The sequence below is a fragment of the Mucilaginibacter angelicae genome, assembly GCF_042434235.1.
GTDB classification, from domain to species: domain Bacteria; phylum Bacteroidota; class Bacteroidia; order Sphingobacteriales; family Sphingobacteriaceae; genus Mucilaginibacter; species Mucilaginibacter angelicae.
The window spans coordinates 787,408-810,463 of sequence record NZ_JBHLTS010000004.1 but is presented as its reverse complement, the minus strand read 5'-3'; the positions used below and the strand labels follow the sequence as shown (position 1 = coordinate 810,463).

The window sequence follows — 23,056 nt, the reverse complement described above, 5'->3', positions numbered from 1 at the left end:
GCTCGCAATGACATATATTTATATCTACCTATCTCACAAATGCCATCGCCACACCACCATCAACATTTAACACGTTTCCGGTTGATTTGTTGAGCAGGCCGCCGGTAAAGGCGAAGCAGGCGTTAGCGATATCGGCAGGTAAAATTACCTCGTTTAATAAAGTACGTTTTGCGTAATAAGCAGGTAATTCCTCAACGGTAACACCATAAGCTTTAGCACGGCCTTCGGCCCACCCGCCGGCCCAAATGTTGCTGTCGCTGATCACAGCATCGGGGTTAACCACGTTTACGCGGATCTTATCTGTACCTAACTCAGCAGCGTTCAGCCTGCTCAGGTGCAGCTGGGCTGATTTTGCAGAGCCGTAACCAGCGTTGTTTGGTCCGCTAACCAAAGCGTTTTTGCTTACAATGTTAATGATATCGCCACCGATGTCTTGTTTTTTCATAACGGCAACTGCCGCCTGGGTAATGAAGAACTGACCTTTCACCAATACATCATATAACAGGTCCCAGTCTTTTTCGGTATGGTCGGCAATTGATTTGGAGATGGATAAACCAGCATTGTTCACCACTATATCAACACCACCGAAAGCTAAAGCAGCAACTTCTAATGCTTCGTTTATCTGGTCGGCTTTGGTTACGTCAAGCACAGCAGTGGCATATGAATCTTTTCCGTATTGTTTTTTGAACTCTTCGCCAGCGCTATCTAAACGCTCGGTGTTCATATCATTAAGGATAACTACAGCACCCTCGTCAACAAATTTTTTGGCGATGGCTTTACCGATGCCGCCCGCGCTGCCTGTGATGAGGGCGATTTTACCTGATAGCGCTTTTGGCTTAGGCATGCGCTGTAATTTTGCTTCCTCCAGTAACCAGTATTCAATATCAAAAGCTTCCTGGCGTGGCAGCGAGGTATATTCAGAAATTGCCTCGGCACCTTTCATTACGTTGATGGCGTTGGTGTAAAATTCGGCAGCAACACGGGCAGTTTGTTTGTCTTTTGAAAAAGAGAACAAGCCTACACCCGGATACAGAATGATCACCGGGTTGGTATCCCTGATAGCCGGGCTGTTATCATGCTTGCAGGTATTGTAATAATCGGTATACATTTGGCGGTAAGCCTCAAAAGCAGGTGCCAAACGTGCTTTCAATGCGGTAACATCGCTCAGGTCTTCACCCGGTGCAAGGTCAAGCACCAACGGACTGATCTTGGTGCGCAAAAAGTGGTCAGGGCAGCTGGTACCCAACGGCGCCAAACGGTTAAGATCATTTGAATTGATGAACTCCAGTACACGGGCATCATCAGTAAAATGACCTATCATATGTTTATAGCTTGAGCAAAAGCCGCGCAATACAGGTGCAAGGGTCGCCGCCTGTTTTTTGCGACCGTCCTCATCCAAACTTTCAATTTTTTGACCACCAAAAACAGGGCCTTTTTTGCCATAGTTTTCTTCCAGGTATTCGGCACAGCGCTCAATGACCTCAAGGGTATTGATATAGCTTTCGAAAGCAGTATCGCCCCAGGTAAATAAACCGTGCGAGCCCAGCATAATACCACGGATACCCGGATTTTCATCCAAACATTGTTTTAATTGCAGGCCAAGCTCAAAGCCCGGTTTTTTCCATTCAACCCAGCCAATGGTACCGTTAAAAAGTTCCTGGGTTATTTTTTTACCATCTTTTGCTGCCGCGATAGCAATAGCCGCATCAGGGTGCAGGTGGTCGATATGTTTAAAGGGCAAAAAACCATGCAACGGGGTGTCAATAGACGGCGCTTTTGAATTAAGATCGTAGATGCAATGGTTAAAAAGCTCAACCATTTCGTCCTCAAATTCCACACCGCGATAGATGTTCTTCAGGCTGCGCAGGCGATCGACATAAAGGGCTGCCAGTCCGCTTTTTTTAAGCGTGCCGATATCACCGCCTGATCCTTTGATCCACATTACTTCAACATCATTACCGGTAAGCGGGTCTTTGCTCATCAGTTTACATGATGTGTTACCGCCGCCATAGTTGGTAAGGCGCAGATCGGCACCTAAAAGGTTGGAGCGGTATATCAGCAGGGCTACTTCGTCGCCTTCCAGTTCGGCGGCTTTTGCTTCATCCCACAAATAGCTTACATGTTTAAATTCAGTTGTTTTCGACGACATATATTTTAATTGTTGAATTATTGAGTTAATGAATTATATGATCTGTTTTAATTGTTTACTTAATTGAATTGCCATATCCTACAACCAATACCGATAGTACAATGACTGCTATACCGGCTATTACCGTTGCAAATGCTTTTTTGCTTACACCTTTCCACTCTTTAAGCACCAGGCCCCATGTATTGGCTATCAGGATAATGAAGGCCATGTGCAGGATCCATGAGCTGGCGCCGTTACCCATTTTGCTTTCGCCCATGCCGTAAAAAAAGAACTGTAAAAACCAGGTTGTACCAGCCAATGCGGCAAACAGGTAGTTTTTAAGCAGGGGCGTTTTCTTGTCGGTATAATTATCAAACGTTTTATTGCGGGTGTTTAGCACCATACACCATATAAAGTTGGTAGTAAGGCCGCCCCAGAGTATAATAATATAGGTTACATTGTTTGAAAACAGGAAGTTACCCTGCCCCGGATGCGCCGCCTGCCAGATGTGATTGGCTGTATCGGCCATGGTTTTTCCTGCTTCGATACCGAAGTTGAAACAGGCGCTCAATATGCCGGATACTATGGCTACCACTATACCCAAACCGAAGCGGTAATCCTTGTTTTCCTGTGCTATTGTCTTATCTGCAGAGAGTTCTTTCTCCTTCATCATACCTGCCTTACCACATATGATGATACCGACCACGCAAAGCAAAATGCCTAATAAAACCATCTGTCCCCATTGGGTGTGCAGCATCATCGTAAAAGTGTCTTTCCCTTCTTTAGGAAAAAAATCATAATACACCGATGGGATTATCGACCCGAAAACCGAGCATAAGCCTAATATAATTGTACTGCCTAAGGATACCCCAAGGTAACGTACGCCTAATCCATATGTCAAACCTCCGATGCCCCATAATAAACCCATAAGGTATGTCCAGCCTAAGGTGGCAGTATCCGTATGACTTATAATATCGGCGAAGCCCGGAATGGTTAGCCATGCTGCCAGCGGTGGTACAATGAACCACGAAAAAATGCCGCCTACTATCCAGTAGCTTTCCCAGGCCCAGCCTTTTATTTTTTTGTAAGGGATATAAAAGCTCCCTGAAGCAAAGCCACCGATAAAATGGAAGATGACTCCGAGAAGTACCTGGGCACCGAAAAATACATTCATACTCTTAATTGGTTATATTGGTAAGGCTAATGTAGATAATATATATACTGGAACTGTCCCCTGCTGTCGGGTCTGAACTGTTGATTAGATGTAATGACATTGATTTCGCTTATTTTATCTGAACCGGGATTTGGGGGATTTATGGGATGGACAGGTTTTTTTTTCTGAACCGGAATTAAACGAATTCGGGGAATTTATGGAATTTTAAAATTCTGCCCATTCACTAAATTCTTCAAATTCCGGTTCAGACAAAGAAAAATCCCATAATCGGGTAAATCCCCCCAAATCCCGGTTCTGTTTATTATTTTGGCATCAAATACATCACCATGCAGGCATATATTTTAGGCATTGATATAGGCACGGGCAGTACTAAAGCCGTGGCTGTAAGTTTAACGGGCGAACCACTGGGTACAGTATCCAATCATTATCCTATTAACAGCCCCGAGCCCGGTTACAGCGAACAGGATCCGTTGTTAATATGGGATGCTTTTATAAAATGCCTTGCCGGTATTACGCTGAAACTGGGTTCGCCTCCGCAAGCCGTGAGCCTGAGCAGTGCCATGCACAGCATTATTCCGGTTGATGAAAGTGGGGAGGCATTGTTGCCTATGATAACCTGGGCCGATGCCCGGAGCGAGAACATTGCCCAGGCTTTAAGGAAAACAGAGCATGGGGCATCGCTTTATCATAACTGCGGTACTGCTATCCACGCCATGTCGCCTTTAAATAAGTTGCTGTGGCTGCGAAGTAACCGAAGCGGTATTTTTGAAGCTGCTCATAAATTTATTTCGATAAAGGAGTTTATTTGGTTCAGGCTTTTTGGAGTTTTTGAGGTGGATTATTCCATTGCTTCGGCAACAGGATTGTTTGATATTGTTAAAAAAGAATGGAATGAAGAGGCAATTACGCTAACCGGTATTACGCTTTCAAAATTATCAGCCCCGGTTAATACTACTTATTACCGGACTGATACGAGGCCGGAAGTTGTTGCATTAACCGGAATAAATGCAGATACCCCCTTTGTTATTGGCGCCAGTGATGGTGCCTGTGCCAATTTGGGTAGCCATACTACCGGCCCCGATGTGGCGGCACTTACTATTGGAACCAGTGGAGCAGTACGGATTACCAGTCCGAAGCCCGTATATAACTACGAGGCCATGATCTTCAATTACCTGCTTGATGAACAAACTTATGTTTGCGGCGGTGCTGTGAATAACGGGGGTATTGCAGTTAACTGGCTGCTTAAAAATTTTCTAAAAAAAGACAACCTTACTGCTGCCGACTATGATGCTTTATTTAAGGAGATAGCAACCGTGCCGGCCGGTAGCAATGGATTGATATTTTTACCTTACCTGTACGGCGAACGCGCCCCGCTTTGGGATACCAAAACAAGCGGAACATTCTTTAATATTAAACCCGCTCACACCCGGTCACACTTTTTACGGGCAGGGCTTGAAGGGATCTGCTTTGCGCTGAATGATGTGCTTAAAACATTAGAGGATGCATCGGGCGATATCAGGCAGGTAAATATCAGCGGCGGTTTTACCAGCTCGGCAGTATGGACACAGATCCTGGCCGATATCACCGGGAAAAAACTTGCAGTGCTTCAATCTGAAGATTCATCGGCACTGGGCGCTATTTACCTTGCTGCACGGGTATTATTTCCTGAAAGTTACAACGCACTTACTAAGGTTGAACAACAGGATTTTATCGAACCCAATACAATAAATCATGAGGTTTACGGCAGAATGTTCCCGGTATTTAAAAAGCTGTACGGTGATTTAAAAGATAGTATGCATTTGGTGGATGGGTGGGAATAGCAATTACTCCAACCCCAGCCACTTTGCCAGCCTCCAGCAACCATACACGATAACAGGAGCGGCCAGTACATCAATAGTATAGTGAATATGCTGAATCAGCAGCATCACTACCAGTATTAATGCAGCAATAAAAGCTATGATCTTGTCTGTCCGTTTTTGAAGGTGCAGGTACACTAACACCATGGTTGCCGTATGGCCCGAAAAAAACAGGTCTTTAGTGATAAAGGTATGGCCGTAAAAAACACTGGTGCTGGGATCAATAAGCGGAACAAGGCCCAGCGGTGGGTTAAGTTTAATGAGACTAATAGTAATAAAACGGGCAATACATACAAAGTTCAGCGTCCAGATGTAAGTGATGCATACCCTTGGATTGTATAAGGCCCGCCACATCATAAGCAGGCCCATCGCCCAGATGAGTATAAAAATCGGGACTGAAAGATCATAAGATGGCAAATGGGCCAGGATCCAATCGTTAAGTACAATGCCATCCTGCCTTTTTTCAATATACTTGAAAAAGGACGGCAGCAGGTTAATGATGATGACTATGACAATGGTAGCACTCAATAACTTAAGCCTGCTGGCCCGGGTATTGTAGGCATTTTGCCAAAGTTGTTTTATATGGTAAATGGGGTCTAAATTCAATCTGTGTTTTTTTATAAAGCCTGCAAAAATACGGTTTGCTGATTAATATTAAGTAATTGTCAGGTGTTTGTTAATTTAATAAGTCCAAATATATATAATAAAAACAAATGCAATCATGTTGCATTAACTTATTTATATTTGCATTATGGATTTTCAAAAGCTTTCGCCCCGGCTGGATAATATTGGTATAACCGCATCAACGCTTTGTGCTGTTCACTGTGCAGTAGTGCCTTTGCTGTTTACCAGTTTGCCCTTGGTTGGTCTTGGTTTTTTGGCCAATGCCTGGGTAGAGTGGGGGATGATCATCTTCGCCCTGGCTATAGGTGTGTATTCAATTGGCTTATCCTACAGGCGCACACATCATCGTTTGGTGCCATTAATGATGCTTGTATTGGGTTTCGCCATCATTATGGGCGGACACGGATTTGCAACAGGAAAAGCCGAGGTTATGATAGTTCCTTTTGGCGGATTGCTGATAGCTGCCGCGCATTATGTAAATTACAGGTATACCGGTGCCTGTAATCATGATCATAAAACATATAAACTTAAAAAGGTTGAATAATGGATAAGCGCCACAGGAAATTCTTTTATGCATTTTTGCTGTTTAATTGCTTTTTAAGTCCGGCTTGTAATCATGAAAATCATAATCATAAGCATAGTGTGCGGCATAATATTGTCAAAGTGCATAATTGACTCACCCGGTCTGCGCTACGCTGGACCACCCTCTTTACGGCGAAGCTGCAAAGAGGGTAAGAAAAAAAGAAATCCCCTCTTTACGCTTGCGTAGAGAGGGGTGACGAGAGCAACGATGTCGGGGTGAGTAGATACAATATGTTATACTAACGATATAAAAAATACCGTTATAAAAGCTTGCTATTAATGCTGCATATTATAAACCATTGTTAAATTTACAGCCTTATAATAAATAAAGCCCTGATTAATACATGACACAAACCCGCGATATCCATCATTTTGAGCACCTGCTTGATAAGCATCATCTGAAAAAAACTGCGCCAAGGCTGCGGGTTTTGTCTATGATGTCGTCAAGACATTCGGCTACCTCACAGCCCGATCTTGAGAGCCTGATGCATGATATAGACAGGGTTACCCTTTACCGCATTCTTAACGCTTTTGAAGAAAAAGGGATCATTCACAAAGTATTTGATCTAAACGGTACGGCCAACTATGCGCTATGTTCGTCAAACTGTAATGAGCATGACCACCATGACGAGCACCTGCATTTTAATTGTACACAGTGCAAAAATGTATATTGCCTTAATGATATGAATTTGCCTGCCATAAATCTTCCTGCTGGTTTTGAGCCGCACGGCTTTACTTTGTATGCTCAGGGTTTATGCCCTAAATGCAGTAAAAAGGTGGTGAAAAAATGAAAGGCATCAGTACTTTTTTCAGGATGGTGATCCTGTTTTTTATATTGCTCCCTTTCAGTTCATTCGCGCAGCAAAAAGATACTATACCGGCTGCTACAACCACTTTTAAGTTTAAAACGGTTATTATTGATGCCGGGCATGGCGGTAAAGATGCCGGGGCACGTGGCTCGCATTCGTTTGAGAAAAATGTAACCCTGTCTATAGCCCTGAAGCTTAAGGCTGCAATGGATACGGCAATTACCGATGTAAAATCCATCCTTACCCGTGCCGATGATACTTTTATCCCGCTAAACCAACGCTCGGCTATTGCCAATCAAAATCATGGCAACCTGTTCATTTCTATACATTGTAACTCGTCGCCCGAGGGTACTGCTGCCCGTGCACATAAACAAAAAGGCGTATTGCTATTAGTGTACGGCTTTCATCGTCTGAAGGAGCAGGAAGAGGCTGTGCGTGAAAACTCCTCCATATTCCAGGAAAAGGATTATAAGCAAAATTATGAGAGTTACGATGAAAGCGATCCTTCAAACCTCATCATCCTCAATGCCTATATCCAGAAATACCGCAAACAAAGTATCCGTTTTGGTGACCTGCTTGATGATGAGTTTACCGGTGTGGATGGCAGGGAAAGCAACGGTGTAAAGGAACAGGGTGTATTAGTACTGGCCCATAGCGCCATGCCTGCCGTACTGATAGAAACCGGTTTTATCAACAACCCGGAAGAGGAAGAGTACCTAAACTCGGACGAAGGACAGCATGAAATAGTAATGTCGATCATCAGGGCGCTCAGGAATTACCGGAAGGCAATAGGGGCATAATAAAAATTAAGCTCGCAAAGACGCCAGGTTTTTAATCTGCTATCCTTTGCGGCTTCGCGCCTTGCGTGAAAATATCTAACTCTGATCAATAAAGCGATTTCATTATCCACCTTTCCGCAAAAAAAGTATATTCGGCTTTACATTTACTTTGATGGTCAAGCTGTTTACATCCCTTTTAAAACCAATAAAAATTGCAGGCTTTATTTTGATATGTGTTGCCTTTGCTTTACCGGGTAAAGCTCAGATCGCGCCTCAGGGTATAATTCCACAGCCTGTGGAAGTAAAGTATGGCAATGGAGCTTATGCTTTTTTTGAACATCGCATTGGTTTGAGCGATGGCGTGAGCCCGGATAACATTATCTTTTTTAAAAATTATTTCCGTTCCTTAGCCGGTAAGGACTTATCCATTAGCAGGTCGGCGCTTGAAATTTGCGATATCTACCTGAAATTGGATGCAAACAAAGTCAGGGAAAGCGAAGGATATAAATTGGTTGTTGACAGTCGGGGTGTAGTTATTATTGCGCACGATCAGGCTGGTATTTTTTACGGTCTGCAATCGTTAATACAATTACTTAAAGTCAAAGACGGAAAAGTTGAAGTCCAATTTTGCGGGATTACCGATCATCCCTGCTTCCCCTATCGCGGGATGCACCTCGATGTAAGCCGTCACTTTTTTGAACCGGCGGCCATCAAAAAATGGATAGACCTGCTGGCGCTTTACAAGATCAATACCTTTCACTGGCACCTTACCGATGATCAGGGCTGGCGCATCGAAATAAAAAAATACCCTTTATTGCAAAGCATTTCGGCTTATCGGGATGAAACCATCATCGGCCATAAAAAAGACAGTCCGCACAGGTTTGATGGGAAACGTTATGGAGGGTATTACACACAGGATGAGGTTAAGGAGATTGTAAAATATGCTACCCAAAGACATATCACGGTGATCCCTGAAATTGAAATGCCCGGCCATGCTTTGGCGGCACTGGCCGCTTATCCGCAATTGGGTTGTACCGGCGGCCCGTATAAAACAGCTACCTATTGGGGGATTTTTGATGACGTGTATTGCGCGGGTAACGATGAGACTTTTGCCTTTTTACAAAACGTGATGGACGAGGTGCTGCCGCTGTTCCCATCAAAATATATTCACATAGGTGGTGACGAATGCCCTAAAACCAAATGGAAAACCTGCCCTAAATGTCAAAAGCGAATTAAGGACGAACATTTGAAAGATGAAAAAGAGCTGCAAAGCTATTTCATAGGAAGGATGGAAAAATACCTGAACAGCAAAGGCCGGCAAATCATAGGCTGGGACGAAATACTGGAAGGCGGACTTACCCCCGGCGCAACCGTAATGAGCTGGACAGGCGAAGAAGGTGGCATAGCCGCTGCCAAGCAGCACCACGACGCCATCATGACGCCCGAAAAGTATGTGTACCTGGATTACTACCAGTCCCTTTACCCTGCCGAACCATTGGCCGGCGGCGGGTACACCCCGCTAAGCAAGGTTTATAATTATGAACCAATAACCAGCGAACTAAGCGGCGATGAAGCCCAATACATAAAAGGTGTACAAGCCAATGCCTGGAGCGAATACATGGCCAGTCCGGCACAAGCCGAGCGACAGCTATTTCCGAGGATGCTTGCTTTGGCAGAGGTAGCCTGGAGTTCAAAGCAAAATAAAAGCTACCCTGGTTTTTTAAAACGCCTGCGGTATCAGCAGCCTTTGCTCAAAAAACTAAATATAGATGCTGCCGATGTGTTTGACGAGATCACCGATTCGGTAACTGAAACTGCCGATCACCGGGTAGCATTAAGCCTGCAAACCACCTTGCCCGGTGCTGAAATATTTTACAGTGCCGATGGTAGCGAACCGGGATTAAATGCCAAGCAATACAATGAGCCTGTAATTGTTGATGCAACCGGAACCATCAAAGCTTCCGTTTTTTTAAACAGTAAACAGGTTGGCCGGGTTTATGAAAAATCGTTTACTATTCATAAAGCAATAGGTAAAAAGATAACCCTTAAAAATCAGCCGCAGGGTGGCTTTAATCCCGGTAATACCTTTGGTTTGGTAAACGGTGTGTTTGGCAGTGGGCTTTATAATGATGGGCAATGGTACGGCTTCAGCGGCGATGATCTGGAAGCCGTAGTTGACTTGGGCTCAGTGCAAAGCGTATCACAATTAGGCATCAACATATTAAAATACCACTGGCAAAAAATGTGGGAACCAACACTGCTTACCTTTGAAATATCGGCAGATGGTAATAATTATACCGAAGTTTACCGCCAAACTGATTTTCCGGATAATGGCATCAACGCTGTAAGGGCAAACATTCAAACACAACAGGCCCGGTACATCAGGGTAAAAGGAACTAACAAGGGTATTATCCCACCCGGCGAATATATACCGGGGGCAAAAGCATGGCTGATGGTGGATGAGATAGTGATACTTTAGATGTGCAGATGTTTTAAATGTGCAGATTTCAGATGTGCAGATGTGCAAATGAATTTTGCTTAATTAATAAGGATGATTAAATGAATTAATAATCTGCACATCTGCATATTTGCACATCCTCACATCTGCACATTTTTTTTATATTTTTATACCAAACACTAATGCCTGCGTTATGTTGAGTAAAATGTTTAATATTTGTCACTAATACTGATACCCCAAGTATAACTCAATGAGCAAAGTATTTACTATTACCGAAGGTTTGGAAAACATGGGGGCTTTACGAACGGGCGGTCAGGGCTCTGTTTATAAAGGCCGCCGTTACGGGCCAATTATCACAGCGGTAAAACTCCTGCCCACACCTATTCACACCGAAAGCACCGACGATAAAAATTTTCGCAATTTCCAGAACGAGGTCGAAAAACTAAAAAAGGTAAACGAAGAGCCTAACCCCAATGTGGTTAAGATCCTTAATTCGGGTATTACCGAAAGTGGTTCGTTCCCTTTTATCGAAATGGAATATATTGATGGCCCCGATCTGGAAGACCTGCTGAAACCACCTCATGAGGCCATCTTCAGTATTAAAGAGGTTATCAAACTGGCCGATCAGCTGGCAAATGCTCTATCTCACTGTCACAAAGTTTCGGTAAAGCATGGCGATATCAAAAGTAACAACGTAAAATTCAATGTACATACCGGCAACTACGTGCTGCTTGATTTTGGTCTTTCGGCCATGTCTGATGATCAGCGTCGCACCAGTATCCGCCATGCAGGGGCTATCGAATTTATGGCCCCCGAGCAAAACGAGGGGCTGATGTATTTCCAAACGGATGTATACAGCTACGGTATCATTCTGTACGAATTATTAGCCGGGCAGGTACCTTTCCCATTAAAAGATAATGGCGAAACTGCCCGTAACGCGGTAATGCTGGCCCATATGGAGTCGGAAATTCCGGATGTATTGGAGCTGCGCCGAAAAAACCTGCCCGCAAGCTGGTCGGACGAGCAGAAGGAAATGCAAATGCAGGTACCTGCCTGGTTGCTGAAGGTGGTAGCCAAGTGCTTGCAAAAAGAGATTAGTAACCGGTACGCCAATGGCATTGAGTTACAGGAAGCTTTGATGCAGGGCAGCATCGGGGCTATCAGTCCAACGCACCCTGACGAATCATGGAATACCGAAGTTTTACTGAAGGAAAATGAACGCCTGCAGGGGCTGGTATTGTATTACCAGGAAAACGAGAACAAGCAGCCTGTACAGGTAGTTAACAGCGCACCTGTTGATCCCAAAGCCGTACGGATGTCAAAGCCTATCTTTATTATGTTCATGATCTTACTTTGCGGTTTCACTGTGTTTTCGGCAGTAGTGATGGACAAGTTTGGAGGGCGTATTTATCATGGTGTGGTTAACAGGCTGTTTAAACCTTCAAAAAAGCCTGCTGATTCTGCTGCTACTAAGGTTATTCTGCCGGCAAAAAAAGACTCGGTTCAGCCAAAGCCTGAAAATTTTAGAGATGAAAGCAATATCCCGCCGGAAGTTGACTCAACAGCCGATTCGATATTGCGGAATATACAACGTGCAAAACAACAAAAAGAAGATACCCAGTTTTATCGCGACAGCATAAAAAAAGCGGATACTTCTAACTTAAACTTTTAATGATTTAGCAGATACGAAATGGAACCTAAATCAACATTTTGGAAACGGATTGGTCTTCAGGACTGGTTTTTACCCAACGGGAAACCCGTAAACGCGGAGGCTGTAAAAATAAAAGCGCTCACGCCCGATGACGTGTATTTATACATTATCGAAAAATTCAAGGAATCTATCAAGCAGCTTTCCTTTGCCGACAGAATAGTTTTTTACCATGAATTTATCATCAGCTTTAATGAGGAAGATTACCAGGACTTTGTGAACAACCGTTCGGGCTTGTTCGGCATTATCGTTAATGAATCGGTAAAAAAGTTTTATGAGCTGCTGCGCGAGCACCAGGAAGTGGGCAAAAAGGTAGAGCCTTCAAGTTCAAAATGGGTATTCAGGCTGGTATCTCACCCTGATTATAAACGGGGAGATAAGGGCTTTATAGGCAAACTGCTACCCGGAACCAGCACTAAAAAGGAGGCGAACTTACGGGTTACCTTTATTCCTCGTCAAACAGGTGTTGCCCAAACGCTGGATATCAGTAACGAGGTTTTAAAAGGCTTTACTTATTACAGCGAGGGCTATTATGAACTGCCTTATGCTAATGACCTTCATTATAACGAAAAGGATGTAGCTAAACCCGGTACGAAAGTACTGGCCCGCCTGGAAACCATTATGCCCGATAAACAGTTTGTAGGCCGTAAGGTGGAGTATCTGATTAAGGATGATGATATTGTAGTGTCGGGTAATGATGAGGAAAGGGATGAGCAGGCCGTGTTTAAAGTACCGTCGGAATGGGTGAATACGCCGCACCTGCGCATCAGGTTAAATAAGGCCGATGGCAAGTTTTACCTGGCATCATTTGGTGAGCGTACCCTGATCAACGAGTTGGAAGTGGCCGGAAGCGATGTAAACTCGCCGCTATGGGTTGAGTTGCCGTTTAACTCCAGGGTACTGCTTAATGGTATTGTAGGTATCAACATTTTTAAACCCGAACCATAATGTCACAAATATTATCAGTAGGGCTGCTGGCTGTATGTGTGCTGTTATTGGTAGCTCATTTTATCGACATAAAAAAATCCAGTAAAAACCATGGCAAATAATTTTTTCGGGATAACAGATACCGGTAGACAAAGGCAAAACAACGAAGACGTTTTTATTGCCGAAAAATCTGGCGATGGTAATTTCATCATTGCCTGTGTGGTTGATGGGGTTGGCGGTTATGCAGGCGGCGAAATTGCTGCCGAAATTGCCCGCGCCACCATCCTGGAGCAGTTGCAATTTATAGCAGGCGATATAATTCCCTTGCTGGTAAATACGTTCACCATTGCCAATCAGCGTATTTACGACGAAAAAGTACAGAATAAAGATCTTGAAAACATGGCCTGTGTACTTACGCTGGCCGTAGTTGATGTGATCAACAATAAGTTTTACTATGCCCACGTAGGGGATACCCGCCTGTATTTGCTGCGCGATTATTCGCTGATCAAGATCTCGAAAGATCATTCCTTTGTGGGGTTCCTGGAAGATTCGGGCAGGCTGACCGAAGAAGCGGCGATGGATCACCCCAAACGCAACGAAATTAACAAAGCACTTGGTTTTGCCGGGCAGATCAGTAAAGACCCTGATTTTGTGGAGACCGGGAATTCGCCCTTTTTGCCTGGCGATATCCTGCTCATTTGCAGCGATGGCTTAACCGATTTGGTTGATAAAAGTAAGATTACCAGTATTCTTACCAGCAGCGATAATCTCCCCGAAAAAGGAAAAAAACTAATCGACGCGGCCAATAATCGTGGAGGTAAAGATAATGTGACTGTGGTATTGGTTCATAACGATAAGGAACGCAAACAACACAGTGCCACCAAACCTGTGGCTGCTGTAAAAGCCACCGAACAACCGGAAGTTACCCCTGTTCCGGTAAAAAAGCAGGAGGAGCCTTCGCCTGTGGTAAAAACCAAAGGAAACGGCAGTACGGTGGCTGTGCTCACATTGCTGTGCTTTATTTTTTTAGGTGGATTTATCTGGCAGTTTAAGAAGAATATAGATCAGGCCGCTATCCCTAAAAAAACGGATACCCTGGCGGTGCAGCATATAAAAAACGCGGCAGAGCTTAAGCTTCAGGATACTATCAATAAGTTAAAAGGCCATACGCTAATACTTTCGGCGGCCGATTTTAAGCAGCCTATAATATTGAGCGATACGCTGCATATCAATAAGGACAGCCTCTACATTAAAACAAAAGGCGCTATTGTGTTTAAAAAGGATTCCACCTACTCGGGTCCTGCCATTGCGCTGGCTGCTAATTGTAAGTACGTAGTGCTTGATAGTGTAGCCTTTGATGGTTTCCGTACGGCCATCATTACGCATAACGATGCTTTGGTGTTAAAAAATGTGCAATTCATTAACAGCTTAACGCCGGTACAGGCATCGTACATGTTTCCTAATAAAAAATACATTTCGGGCAGGTTGTTTGGCAGTATGTTCAAAACCGATTCTGTCCCCGTTAAAGCTACCCACTAATAAATGGCCCAGGAAAAACCAAAGGTACCCGGCAGGAGAATGGAGCGGCTGTTCCTGTTGCTTACAGGCATATTGCTGGCCGTTTTATTTGTAAGGCTTTACAGCGTATTGCAACTTAAGTTTACGGATGTTGATAAGAGACTGAAGGATGGTACCATCGTAAACCTTAACTCGCCTAATACCGCTCAAAATGTAAAGGCCTTACTTAAAAAAGGCTACTATTTTGATGATCCAAGGGATGTGGATTACATTGAATCGGTGATTGCATCACGTAAAACAACCGGCGACATGGTTGACAACACCGGTGAGCTCAATAAGCGAAAGTACTACGTTAATGCCGATGAGGCTTTTGAAAAAGGAGGCGAGACATTCAAAAAACGCGTACTTACCTCCCGCACACTTTTAGGCTATACCGGCGATGATTCCATTCGTTTTTCTGAGGAATTGAAAAACCCGCCTGCTTTAGGCGCACAAACAGATCTTAACCTCGGCGAATACGACATTAAAGGCACTATACAGCATAAAGGTGAACCCATACCCGGCGTGTTGGTAAAGCTGACCATGATATTGCCGCGCGATAGCATTTTTAGCGATGAGGAAACGGGTGCAAAAACCACATACTCCGAAAATGGTTCGGCCTATAAAAAACTTTATGTACTTAACGATCAGAAAAAGAAGGTACTGCAATCGTTAACCGCCTTTGCCCGTACCGATGCCGAAGGGAGGTTTGTATTTGCTAAGCTGCCAACCGGTAAAGCATTTTCGGTATTGCCCATGCAGCCGGGCTTTGAGTTTGGTCGCTCGCAGGGTATCGATGAACTGGATAAAGACGTAACGTTTAAATTTAACCAGGCTCCGCATAGTATCAAGCTGCTTTCCACCCGCGATTTTAATATCCTGAAAAAGGAAGGTGCTTTTATTGTGCGTTACCAGGATGAGTTTAATATGTGGTACTGGATCATAGCCGTTTGCTTTTTTTTCGGTTTTATCATCATCCACCTGTTGCTCAGCGCCCGGTACCCGGATGCCGATCAGATTATTTTACCGCTGATCATGATGCTTACGGGCATCTCTCTCCTTACCCTGTTGAGCTTGCAGGACCCTTTACGCGATAGGTTTTTAGCTAAGGATACCCTTGTGTATTTAGGCATTGGCATGGCTGGGATCTGTATCATTCAGCTCTTTAACCTGCGTAAGCTTAACCCCGATTCGGGCTTTTACCGTTTGCTTATTTTTAAATGGAGCCGGACTGCAGCCAACGGCTGGCCCTGGGCTATTGTAGCCATGGCGATCCTGTTCTCCACCATTTTGTTTGGTACCGGTCCGGAGGGGAGCGGCGTAAAAGTTAACCTGCTGGGGTTTCAGCCGAGTGAGATCGTAAAATACCTCATCGTTATTTTCCTTGCGGGATTTTTTGCCACTAACGAAAAATTTATCAGCCAATATGCCAGTTGGAGCAAGCGCTGGTCGTTCTTCTCATTCGCACTTATTGCTACGGTAATCACCTTACTATTGTTTTTGGTTTTGGGCGATTTGGGCCCGGCCATGGTGATCTGCTTTACATTCATCATCCTGTTCTCGTTTTCGCGGGGCGATTTTCTGTATATGGCAGGCTTTGTGGTGTTGTTTGTACTCACTACCTGGTTTTTTGATAATGTATGGCTTAGCGCGGGTATTACATTCTTTTCGCTTGGAGGCGTTGTGTTTTTCAGGCGGCGGAGAATGAGCGAATCGGCTATCATGGCTTTGGTGGTGATCACTGCCTTTTTTACCATCGATAAAATTCCCGGTCTTGATAAAATTATCCCCGGTCCGGTTGAGCGTTTGGTGGAACGTAAGGCCATCTGGCAGGATGCCTGGAATAACGAAGTTTATGGCGGCGACCAGGTAGCTAACGGCCTCTGGGCAATGGCCAGCGGAGGTTTAAGTGGTCAGGGCGTAGGACAAGGTTTTGCTAAAACCATCCCCGAAGCCCATACCGATATGATCCTGCCATCCATCGGCGAAGAATTTGGCTGGGCTGGTATGGCTGCTGTGTTCATCCTGTTTTTGCTGTATCTGCACCGTTCCATCATTATTGGCCGGCAAACGGGGATGCCGCTGTTGTTTTATCTCAGTGCGGGCATAGGCGTATGTACCTTTGTGCAGTTTTTGCTGATTGCGGGAGGCTCCATCGGGGCATTACCTTTATCAGGGGTTTCCCTACCATTTGAAAGTTACGGCGGTTCGTCATTGGTAATAAATTTGCTGGCAGCGGGTTTCCTATTATCGGTTTCATCGGTTAGGGGTACGGCCGTACAAATGGATTATATCACCAAACAACAGGATAAAAACCTGGTGCCTGCTTTGGCAGCTGCGTTAGCAGGAGTTGTGCTGTTGGTGGTAAATGTTTCGCGTTATACTACAGATAATAAACAATGGGTTGTAAAACCGGCTTTGGTTGCTGATAAAAGTGGCTTACGCATGTTTAGCTACAACCCACGCATTGCCATATTGATGAATAAGCTGCAGGCAGGTACCATATACGACCGTAACGGCCTTATCCTGGCTACCAGCAAGCCCGAGCTAATCGAAAAACAAAAAAACAAATTAAACGCTTCGGGCATGCTGCATTACGATTTGGATTCGGCGATGCATAAGCGTTTGGATAGGTTTTATCCTTTTGAAGAACAAATGTTTTTCTGGACGGGCGATCAGAACACGGGAGTTTTCAATGGCAGTACCAACGGCTATTTTGCCGAATATGAGCACGCTGCTGAACTTCGTGGCTTTCACATGCCAATTACCAATTATAATGTAAAGGCATCACGTTACCAGGAAGACAGGTTTTTGCCCCGCGGCATGAAAGAAATGACCGTAGCCAAAAAGGACTACAGCGCATTAGCCAACCTCCTCATCAGCGATATCAACGGCCCGGAAGTGGATGCCTTCAAAAACAAGAACCGAGATGTAAAACTCACCATGGATGCCGATCTGCAAACCAGCATCCAGCAATCTATCGCATCTGATACTTCGCTGAATGATAACCGTGTTTCGGTAGTGATAGTTGAATCCAATACCGGCGATGTGCTTACGTCTGCACAATACCCGCTGCCGCCGGTGCATAACTGGGATCAGCTTACCATGCCCATTGCCGATCAGAATAAATTGGCTACCTGGCTAACCACTACCGATCTGGGCTTTACCTATGCCAGTCAGCCGGGCTCAACGGCGAAGGTTTTAACGGCTATGTCGGCATTTAATAAGTTAGGAATAGCCGCTGCTGATGTAGAATATCATGTAAGCACCGAAGAACGGATCCGTACTAAAGGCATCGAACCGGATGAGACCGGGATGATCACCATGGAGCGGGCCATTGCCAAATCAAACAACGTATATTTTATTAAGCTGGCCAACCAGGAACATCTTGAAGAATATATGGCTACGCTGTATCTTAAAACCGGGATGTTTTTGCACGGTGTAGGCGGCTACTATTACAATAAACCGGTATTGAATACCACCCAGGAAGATAAATGGCGCGCCCTATGGCGTAAAACCGAATTTAATACCAAACCGAGATACGACCCTAATAACATCCATAAAACGCGGGCCAAAGGTATTTCGGGCATGGCCTGGGGACAGGGCGAACTGATTGCCACTCCGGCCGCTATAGCAAGGTTGGTATCCGGTGTAGCTAATGGAGGCATATTGATGCCTAACAGGTATGCGCTAAAAATAGCCGACTCGGCAGTGACGGTAAAAAGCGGTATCAAACTGGCCGATGATCCGCGATATGCTGCTTTGTTAAAGCAATATATGATTGAGCAAAGCGCGCCTAAAACCCCTATATTAGGTATCAAGGTAGCCGGTAAAACCGGTACGCCGGAGCGGATTGTGAGGAACCAGAGCGTTAATGACGGCTGGTATGTTTTCTTTGCACCAAAAGAAAAGGGCAGTGGTTATATCGTAGTTTGTATCCGGGTGGAGTCGACCCGTGGCTCATCAGACGCCGTGCACCTGGCTGGGAACCACGTGATCCCATTCCTGTTAAAGAAAGGTTATATAAAAAGCATGGAAACAGAAACTACTACCGAAGAATAGTGTTTAAGCAGAAAGGAAGAGCAAATGGCATTTAGTTTATTTAAAAGAAGCGGCGAAAAACAACCCTGGGATGTAAAAAGCTTACGCGAGGTTATATTACGTTTTATTAAAGAATCGCTGCAAAAGATAGAAGGTGGTGAAGGCGGTCATATAAAAGAGTTGAAGCTTTTTATAGCTTCCGATGCGGAGGATAAACCTATTTACGAAGGGGCAGTTTATGTGCACGATAAACAGCTATTCAAAAATGAAGTCCAAAAAATAGCCGACGATTTCGCCATCAATTTACCATTGGACTGGACTTTGGATGTTGAGTTTACGGAAGAACTCCCGGTAGAGGCAAAACGGATCTCAGACTTGGACGTTGCCTTTGTAATGAACACCCGCAAACAGGTGGCTCATAATGCCGCATCCTTTACGGCCTATCTGCGAATTTTGAGCGGCGAAGCTGAAAAAGAAGAATACCTGATCAAAGCTACAGATCCCAAGCTCAACATTGGCCGGGACAAAAAAGCAGTTACCGAAAATGGTTCGTTCAGGCTTAATCAAATGGTTTTTCCGGGTGAGAGCAGGGACGAAAGCAATAAATACATCAGCAGGCAGCACGCTCACATTGAATGGGATGCCGAAAGCGAACGCTTCATGATCTTTGCGGATGAAGGCGGCGTTCCCCCACGCAATAAAACCAAGATCCATATTGCTGCCGATGGCAAAATGATCAAACTTAATTCAACCCAGATAGGCCACCCCCTGAGCGAAGGCGATCAGGTGATATTGGGGGAATCGGCCGTGTTTTTGTATAGTACGGTGGTGGCTTAATTCTCTTTTGTCATTTCGATAGAGCAGGGCAGAAATGAGCGTCGGGGCGAAAGAGAAATCTTATACTCCCTGCAAAGCGTAGTGCATTGGCGTAGTTTCATGACGCATAAGATTCTCCCTGCGGAAATGACAAACGGGAAAGAAATGTTATTTCGAAAGAGCAGGGCGGACTTAGCGCTGGGGCGAAAGAGAAATCTTATACTCCCCGCAAGGCGTAGTGCATTGGCGTAGTTTCATGACGCATAAGATTCTCCCTGCGGAAATGACAAACGGGAAAGAAATGTTATTTCGAAAGAGCAGGGCGGACTTAGCGCTGGGGCGAAAGAGAAATCTTTTACACCCTACCAAGTAGCTATGGACATTTAATATGTGTATAAGACCTATCTCTACGGGAATGACATTTTTCTTTTGAATTAGCAAAAAATGTTATTCAATTACACTATCATTCAGAAAAGTCCAGCTGGGATTAGTTGACTCAATTAACGCAACTTTCTTTTCTCTGCGCCATTTCTTGATTTCCTTTTCTCTGGCGATGGCACTTTCAATATGAGTAAAGTGTTCGTAATAAACTAAGTGATAGCAATAGTATTTTCCGGTGAATGATTTGTTCGTGCCTTTATTCTCTTGATGTTGCAGAACCCTCACACTTATATCATTAGTGACGCCTATATACAAAACTGTTTTACTTGGATTGGTTGTGATATAAACGTAGTAATTGTGATTCCACATGATTTAAATGTAGATATTTTTCACTCAAAAGAAGACTGTCAATTCTCCTTATAATAAAATCTTATCCAACATGCTTAGTTAAACTTTGCAGGCTAAATTTGCCGGGCTTATAAGATTTCTCTTTCGCCCCGACGCTCATTTCTGCCCTGCTCTATCGAAATGACAATTTTTAAAAGTAAGACCTATTTTCATTCCCCCTCCCCATTTTTCTTATCCTACATCAAGTGCCGCCGGCAATTTTGACCGTAATTTTGAATCATAATAACACAGCAAGTATTAAAAGATTTAAAACAAGGAAGACAATGGAAAACACTATAAACGGCATTCACCACATTACTGCAATTGCTGGCAATGCCAAAAAAAACTATGATTTTTATACCCGTGTACTGGGCTTAAGGTTGGTAAAAAAAACTGTGAACTTTGATGATCCCGGTACTTACCACTTATATTATGGCGATGGAAACGGTACTCCCGGCTCTATCCTTACTTTCTTCCCATGGGAAGGCATAGCTACCGGTCGTCGCGGTGCACGGCAGGTAACCGAAATCGGTTATTCGGTACCTGAAGGCAGTCTTGATTTTTGGTTGAAAAGGTTTGAAAATAACAATGTGATTTACAACAAACCAGCCGAAAAATTTGGAGAGCAATATCTTACATTCCTCGATCCTGATGGTTTGAAATTTGAGCTTATCGTGCCCAAAACTGCCGATAACCGCACACCATGGGAAACTGCTGAAGTAACCGCAGCCAATGCAACCAAGGGTTTCCACAGTATTACTATTACATCAAACAAAATTGAGGCTACTGCCAAAATATTAACCGGTGTTTTAGGCTACCGTTTGTTGGAGCAGCATGTTAACCGCTACAGGTTTATTACCGATGCTGTTGAAAACGCAGCCATAGTTGACCTGGTTGAGGTTCCGGGAGAAGTTGCCGGTCATGTAGCAGGTGGTTCTGTTCACCACGTAGCATTCCGCGTCCCTAACGAAAAAGTGTTGATGGAATACCGCGAAAAAATAGCCGGTCTTGGTTTGCATATTACCGATAAAATAGACAGGAACTATTTCTATTCATTATACTTCCGCGAACCAGGTGGCGTATTGTTTGAAATAGCAACCGATAACCCGGGTTTTGCGGTTGATGAGCCAGCTGAGCTATTAGGTACCGGTTTAAAATTACCTGTACAGTATGAAAACCTGCGCAGCGAGTTAGAGAAAACATTACCATCATTAGTTTAATTATGTACAGGCACACTAAACAGGTTGTTACGGCAGGCGTGCCTGCCGAACAGGCAAAAAAGGCCATCATCATGTTACATGGCCGCGGGGCATCGGCAAGCGGGATCATCTCACTTAAAGATCACCTGGAACTGGATGGTTTTGCCATCTACGCGCCGCAGGCCAATGAACATAGCTGGTATCCTTATAGTTTTATGGCACCGGTTGAAAACAATCAGCCGGCGCTTGATTCGGCCCTTGAGGTAATTGGGGAACTGGTTGATGACCTTAAACAAAAAGGAATAGCACAGGAAGATATTTATTTCCTCGGGTTTTCGCAGGGCGCATGTTTAACGCTTGAATATACAGGCCGCAATGCCGGCAGCTACGGGGGGATTATCGCTTTCACCGGCGGATTGATAGGGGAGCAGCTGGTTAAAGAAAACTATAAAGGCGATTTTAGCAATACCCCGGTGCTTATCACTACTGGTGATCCTGATCCTCATGTACCGGTTAGCCGGGTTAATGAGAGTGCAGAAATATTAAAGGAACTGAATGCGGATGTGACCCTCAAAATATATAAAGGCCGTCAGCATACCATATCCGGCGAAGAGCTGGCGCTGGCAAATACAATATTGAAGAATTGATTGTTTTCAAAGTTGAGTGTTTTAAGAGTGGAGAGCTGCCCGGAGGGGCAGCTCTTTTTTTAACATGTAATATAACAAACGGGATATCCTGTGCAGTTTCAGATAACCCCGGGCTTATTTTATATTAATATATAACAATCAAAAAGCATGGTTAAATGCTTCACTATTAGTTGATAAGCTTAATTGTACTTTTTAAATATATTAAATTAATATTTAAGTAATTTTAGCCTTGGTTTTTCGGATAACTTAATTGGTAAACTATGCCTGATAAAATTATGATGAGCGATATGCAGCTCATTGGCCTGTTAAAGGCTGATGATGAAGCGGCGCTTTCTATGATTTACAGGAGATACTGGGCTTCGCTTTTTAAGGCGGCATACAATATTTTAAAAGATAGACAGGCATGTGAGGATATTATCCAGGAATTGTTTATCAAGCTTTGGGATTGCCGTACCGAAGTTGAGATCAGTATATCGCTGAAAGCCTACCTGTATGCATCTGTACGCTATGGCGTGTACCGGCAAATCCGAACCGGTTCGGTAAAAAGCGAGATCTTTGACGACCTGATAGAACGTCTGCATACCCCCGCCACTCATAACAGTATCGAGCATAAGGAGCTTTTGCTGCAAATAAACCAGGTAATTGATACCCTGCCCGAGAAATGCAGGGAAGTTTACAAGCTCAGCCGTGAAGAGTGCCTTAGCCATAAGGAAATAGCCCTGCAGTTAAATATCTCTACCAAAACTGTCGAAAACCATTTAACCAAAGCGCTTCGCCAGTTGCGCGGTTCGTTAGGTTCTGCTTTTATCCTGGAAGCGTTGATGTTTCTTTTGGATAAATAACATCGGATAAGATTCTGGAAAATATTTGAAAATACAAGTTCTATTCATTGCCGCTGACCGGAGTCAATGGCAATGAATATGCTATTGAATAGTTAAATATTCTGGTTGTTTTTAAACAACTTCTTACTGATTTTGGGGATT

At 44.2% G+C, this 23,056-nt stretch carries 17 protein-coding genes; 13 read left to right on the top strand and 4 right to left on the bottom strand.

Annotated features, from left to right (window positions below):
* Positions 1 to 28 precede the first annotated feature (28 nt).
* Together ACFFGT_RS03380 and rhaT are read right to left on the bottom strand one after the other, a co-directional pair.
* Positions 29 to 2,149: a bifunctional aldolase/short-chain dehydrogenase gene (locus ACFFGT_RS03380; RefSeq protein ID WP_377021096.1), complete on the bottom strand. Its 2,121-nt coding sequence runs from the start codon at positions 2,147 to 2,149 to the stop codon at positions 29 to 31.
* 55 nt (positions 2,150 to 2,204) lie between these two features.
* A complete protein-coding gene (gene rhaT / locus ACFFGT_RS03375) occupies positions 2,205 to 3,302 on the bottom strand; it encodes an L-rhamnose/proton symporter RhaT (RefSeq protein WP_377021095.1) in 1,098 nt (365 codons plus the stop codon).
* A 326-nt stretch (positions 3,303 to 3,628) separates the two neighbouring features.
* Here rhaT and ACFFGT_RS03370 point away from each other — a divergent pair, with 326 nt between their 5' ends.
* Positions 3,629 to 5,122 (top strand): gluconokinase, encoded by a 1,494-nt coding sequence (locus ACFFGT_RS03370; RefSeq protein ID WP_377021094.1) that lies wholly within the window; start codon positions 3,629 to 3,631, stop codon positions 5,120 to 5,122.
* Positions 5,123 to 5,125: 3 nt separating this feature from the next.
* Here the strand turns inward: ACFFGT_RS03370 and ACFFGT_RS03365 are convergent, their stop codons facing one another.
* Positions 5,126 to 5,764, bottom strand: a complete 639-nt coding sequence (locus ACFFGT_RS03365) for a phosphatase PAP2-related protein (protein WP_377021093.1) — start codon at positions 5,762 to 5,764, stop codon at positions 5,126 to 5,128.
* Positions 5,765 to 5,909: 145 nt separating this feature from the next.
* On the opposite strand from ACFFGT_RS03365, the gene ACFFGT_RS03360 reads away from it, so the two are divergent.
* The 9 genes from ACFFGT_RS03360 (at position 5,910) to ACFFGT_RS03320 (ending at position 19,480) form a co-directional block, all read left to right on the top strand.
* Positions 5,910 to 6,326, top strand: a complete 417-nt coding sequence (locus tag ACFFGT_RS03360) for a MerC domain-containing protein (protein WP_377021092.1) — start codon at positions 5,910 to 5,912, stop codon at positions 6,324 to 6,326.
* 382 nt (positions 6,327 to 6,708) lie between these two features.
* Positions 6,709 to 7,155 carry a Fur family transcriptional regulator gene (locus ACFFGT_RS03355; protein ID WP_377021091.1) on the top strand — a complete coding sequence of 149 codons (447 nt, stop codon included), beginning with the start codon at positions 6,709 to 6,711 and terminating at the stop codon, positions 7,153 to 7,155.
* The gene (locus ACFFGT_RS03350) at positions 7,152 to 7,973 is read left to right on the top strand and encodes an N-acetylmuramoyl-L-alanine amidase family protein (protein WP_377021090.1); all 822 of its coding nucleotides are present in this window, start codon (positions 7,152 to 7,154) and stop codon (positions 7,971 to 7,973) included. Before ACFFGT_RS03355 ends, ACFFGT_RS03350 begins: the two co-directional genes overlap by 4 nt.
* A 151-nt stretch (positions 7,974 to 8,124) precedes the next feature.
* On the top strand, positions 8,125 to 10,431 hold the full coding sequence (locus tag ACFFGT_RS03345) for a glycoside hydrolase family 20 protein (RefSeq protein ID WP_377021089.1): 2,307 nt from the start codon (positions 8,125 to 8,127) through the stop codon (positions 10,429 to 10,431).
* Positions 10,432 to 10,660: 229 nt separating this feature from the next.
* Positions 10,661 to 12,082 carry a serine/threonine protein kinase gene (locus ACFFGT_RS03340; RefSeq protein WP_377021088.1) on the top strand — a complete coding sequence of 474 codons (1,422 nt, stop codon included), beginning with the start codon at positions 10,661 to 10,663 and terminating at the stop codon, positions 12,080 to 12,082.
* 18 nt (positions 12,083 to 12,100) lie between these two features.
* Positions 12,101 to 13,066 carry a hypothetical protein gene (locus tag ACFFGT_RS03335; RefSeq protein WP_377021087.1) on the top strand — a complete coding sequence of 322 codons (966 nt, stop codon included), beginning with the start codon at positions 12,101 to 12,103 and terminating at the stop codon, positions 13,064 to 13,066.
* 90 nt (positions 13,067 to 13,156) lie between these two features.
* Positions 13,157 to 14,584, top strand: coding sequence for a PP2C family protein-serine/threonine phosphatase (locus ACFFGT_RS03330; RefSeq protein ID WP_377021086.1), 1,428 nt, complete (start codon positions 13,157 to 13,159; stop codon positions 14,582 to 14,584).
* Positions 14,585 to 14,587: 3 nt separating this feature from the next.
* Complete coding sequence (locus ACFFGT_RS03325) at positions 14,588 to 18,664, top strand: FtsW/RodA/SpoVE family cell cycle protein (RefSeq protein ID WP_377021085.1); 4,077 nt, start codon at positions 14,588 to 14,590, stop codon at positions 18,662 to 18,664.
* A gap of 24 nt (positions 18,665 to 18,688) precedes the next feature.
* On the top strand, positions 18,689 to 19,480 hold the full coding sequence (locus ACFFGT_RS03320; RefSeq protein ID WP_377021084.1) for an FHA domain-containing protein: 792 nt from the start codon (positions 18,689 to 18,691) through the stop codon (positions 19,478 to 19,480).
* A gap of 426 nt (positions 19,481 to 19,906) precedes the next feature.
* Here the strand turns inward: ACFFGT_RS03320 and ACFFGT_RS03315 are convergent, their stop codons facing one another.
* Positions 19,907 to 20,209 carry a GIY-YIG nuclease family protein gene (locus ACFFGT_RS03315; protein WP_377021083.1) on the bottom strand — a complete coding sequence of 101 codons (303 nt, stop codon included), beginning with the start codon at positions 20,207 to 20,209 and terminating at the stop codon, positions 19,907 to 19,909.
* Positions 20,210 to 20,511: 302 nt separating this feature from the next.
* Between ACFFGT_RS03315 and ACFFGT_RS03310 the strand changes: the two genes are divergently transcribed.
* From ACFFGT_RS03310 to ACFFGT_RS03300, 3 genes are all read left to right on the top strand, one after another.
* Positions 20,512 to 21,447, top strand: a complete 936-nt coding sequence (locus ACFFGT_RS03310) for a ring-cleaving dioxygenase (protein ID WP_377021082.1) — start codon at positions 20,512 to 20,514, stop codon at positions 21,445 to 21,447.
* A gap of 2 nt (positions 21,448 to 21,449) precedes the next feature.
* The gene (locus tag ACFFGT_RS03305; RefSeq protein ID WP_377021081.1) at positions 21,450 to 22,073 is read left to right on the top strand and encodes an alpha/beta hydrolase; all 624 of its coding nucleotides are present in this window, start codon (positions 21,450 to 21,452) and stop codon (positions 22,071 to 22,073) included.
* 260 nt (positions 22,074 to 22,333) lie between these two features.
* Positions 22,334 to 22,915, top strand: a complete 582-nt coding sequence (locus tag ACFFGT_RS03300) for an RNA polymerase sigma-70 factor (RefSeq protein WP_377021080.1) — start codon at positions 22,334 to 22,336, stop codon at positions 22,913 to 22,915.
* The last annotated feature ends 141 nt before the right edge of the window (positions 22,916 to 23,056 follow it).

Bases quoted from the DNA above. Each gene is read 5' to 3' on its own strand.
- ACFFGT_RS03330 (WP_377021086.1), top strand. From the start codon at position 13,157: ATGGCAAATAATTTTTTCGGGATAACAGATACCGGTAGACAAAGGCAA.
- ACFFGT_RS03350 (WP_377021090.1), top strand. From the start codon at position 7,152: ATGAAAGGCATCAGTACTTTTTTCAGGATGGTGATCCTGTTTTTTATA.
- ACFFGT_RS03335 (WP_377021087.1), top strand. From the start codon at position 12,101: ATGGAACCTAAATCAACATTTTGGAAACGGATTGGTCTTCAGGACTGG.
- ACFFGT_RS03310 (WP_377021082.1), top strand. From the start codon at position 20,512: ATGGAAAACACTATAAACGGCATTCACCACATTACTGCAATTGCTGGC.
- ACFFGT_RS03315 (WP_377021083.1), bottom strand. From the start codon at position 20,209: ATGTGGAATCACAATTACTACGTTTATATCACAACCAATCCAAGTAAA.
- ACFFGT_RS03325 (WP_377021085.1), top strand. From the start codon at position 14,588: ATGGCCCAGGAAAAACCAAAGGTACCCGGCAGGAGAATGGAGCGGCTG.
- ACFFGT_RS03320 (WP_377021084.1), top strand. From the start codon at position 18,689: ATGGCATTTAGTTTATTTAAAAGAAGCGGCGAAAAACAACCCTGGGAT.
- ACFFGT_RS03380 (WP_377021096.1), bottom strand. From the start codon at position 2,149: ATGTCGTCGAAAACAACTGAATTTAAACATGTAAGCTATTTGTGGGAT.
- ACFFGT_RS03340 (WP_377021088.1), top strand. From the start codon at position 10,661: ATGAGCAAAGTATTTACTATTACCGAAGGTTTGGAAAACATGGGGGCT.
- rhaT (WP_377021095.1), bottom strand. From the start codon at position 3,302: ATGAATGTATTTTTCGGTGCCCAGGTACTTCTCGGAGTCATCTTCCAT.
- ACFFGT_RS03300 (WP_377021080.1), top strand. From the start codon at position 22,334: ATGCCTGATAAAATTATGATGAGCGATATGCAGCTCATTGGCCTGTTA.
- ACFFGT_RS03305 (WP_377021081.1), top strand. From the start codon at position 21,450: ATGTACAGGCACACTAAACAGGTTGTTACGGCAGGCGTGCCTGCCGAA.
- ACFFGT_RS03345 (WP_377021089.1), top strand. From the start codon at position 8,125: ATGGTCAAGCTGTTTACATCCCTTTTAAAACCAATAAAAATTGCAGGC.
- ACFFGT_RS03370 (WP_377021094.1), top strand. From the start codon at position 3,629: ATGCAGGCATATATTTTAGGCATTGATATAGGCACGGGCAGTACTAAA.
- ACFFGT_RS03360 (WP_377021092.1), top strand. From the start codon at position 5,910: ATGGATTTTCAAAAGCTTTCGCCCCGGCTGGATAATATTGGTATAACC.
- ACFFGT_RS03355 (WP_377021091.1), top strand. From the start codon at position 6,709: ATGACACAAACCCGCGATATCCATCATTTTGAGCACCTGCTTGATAAG.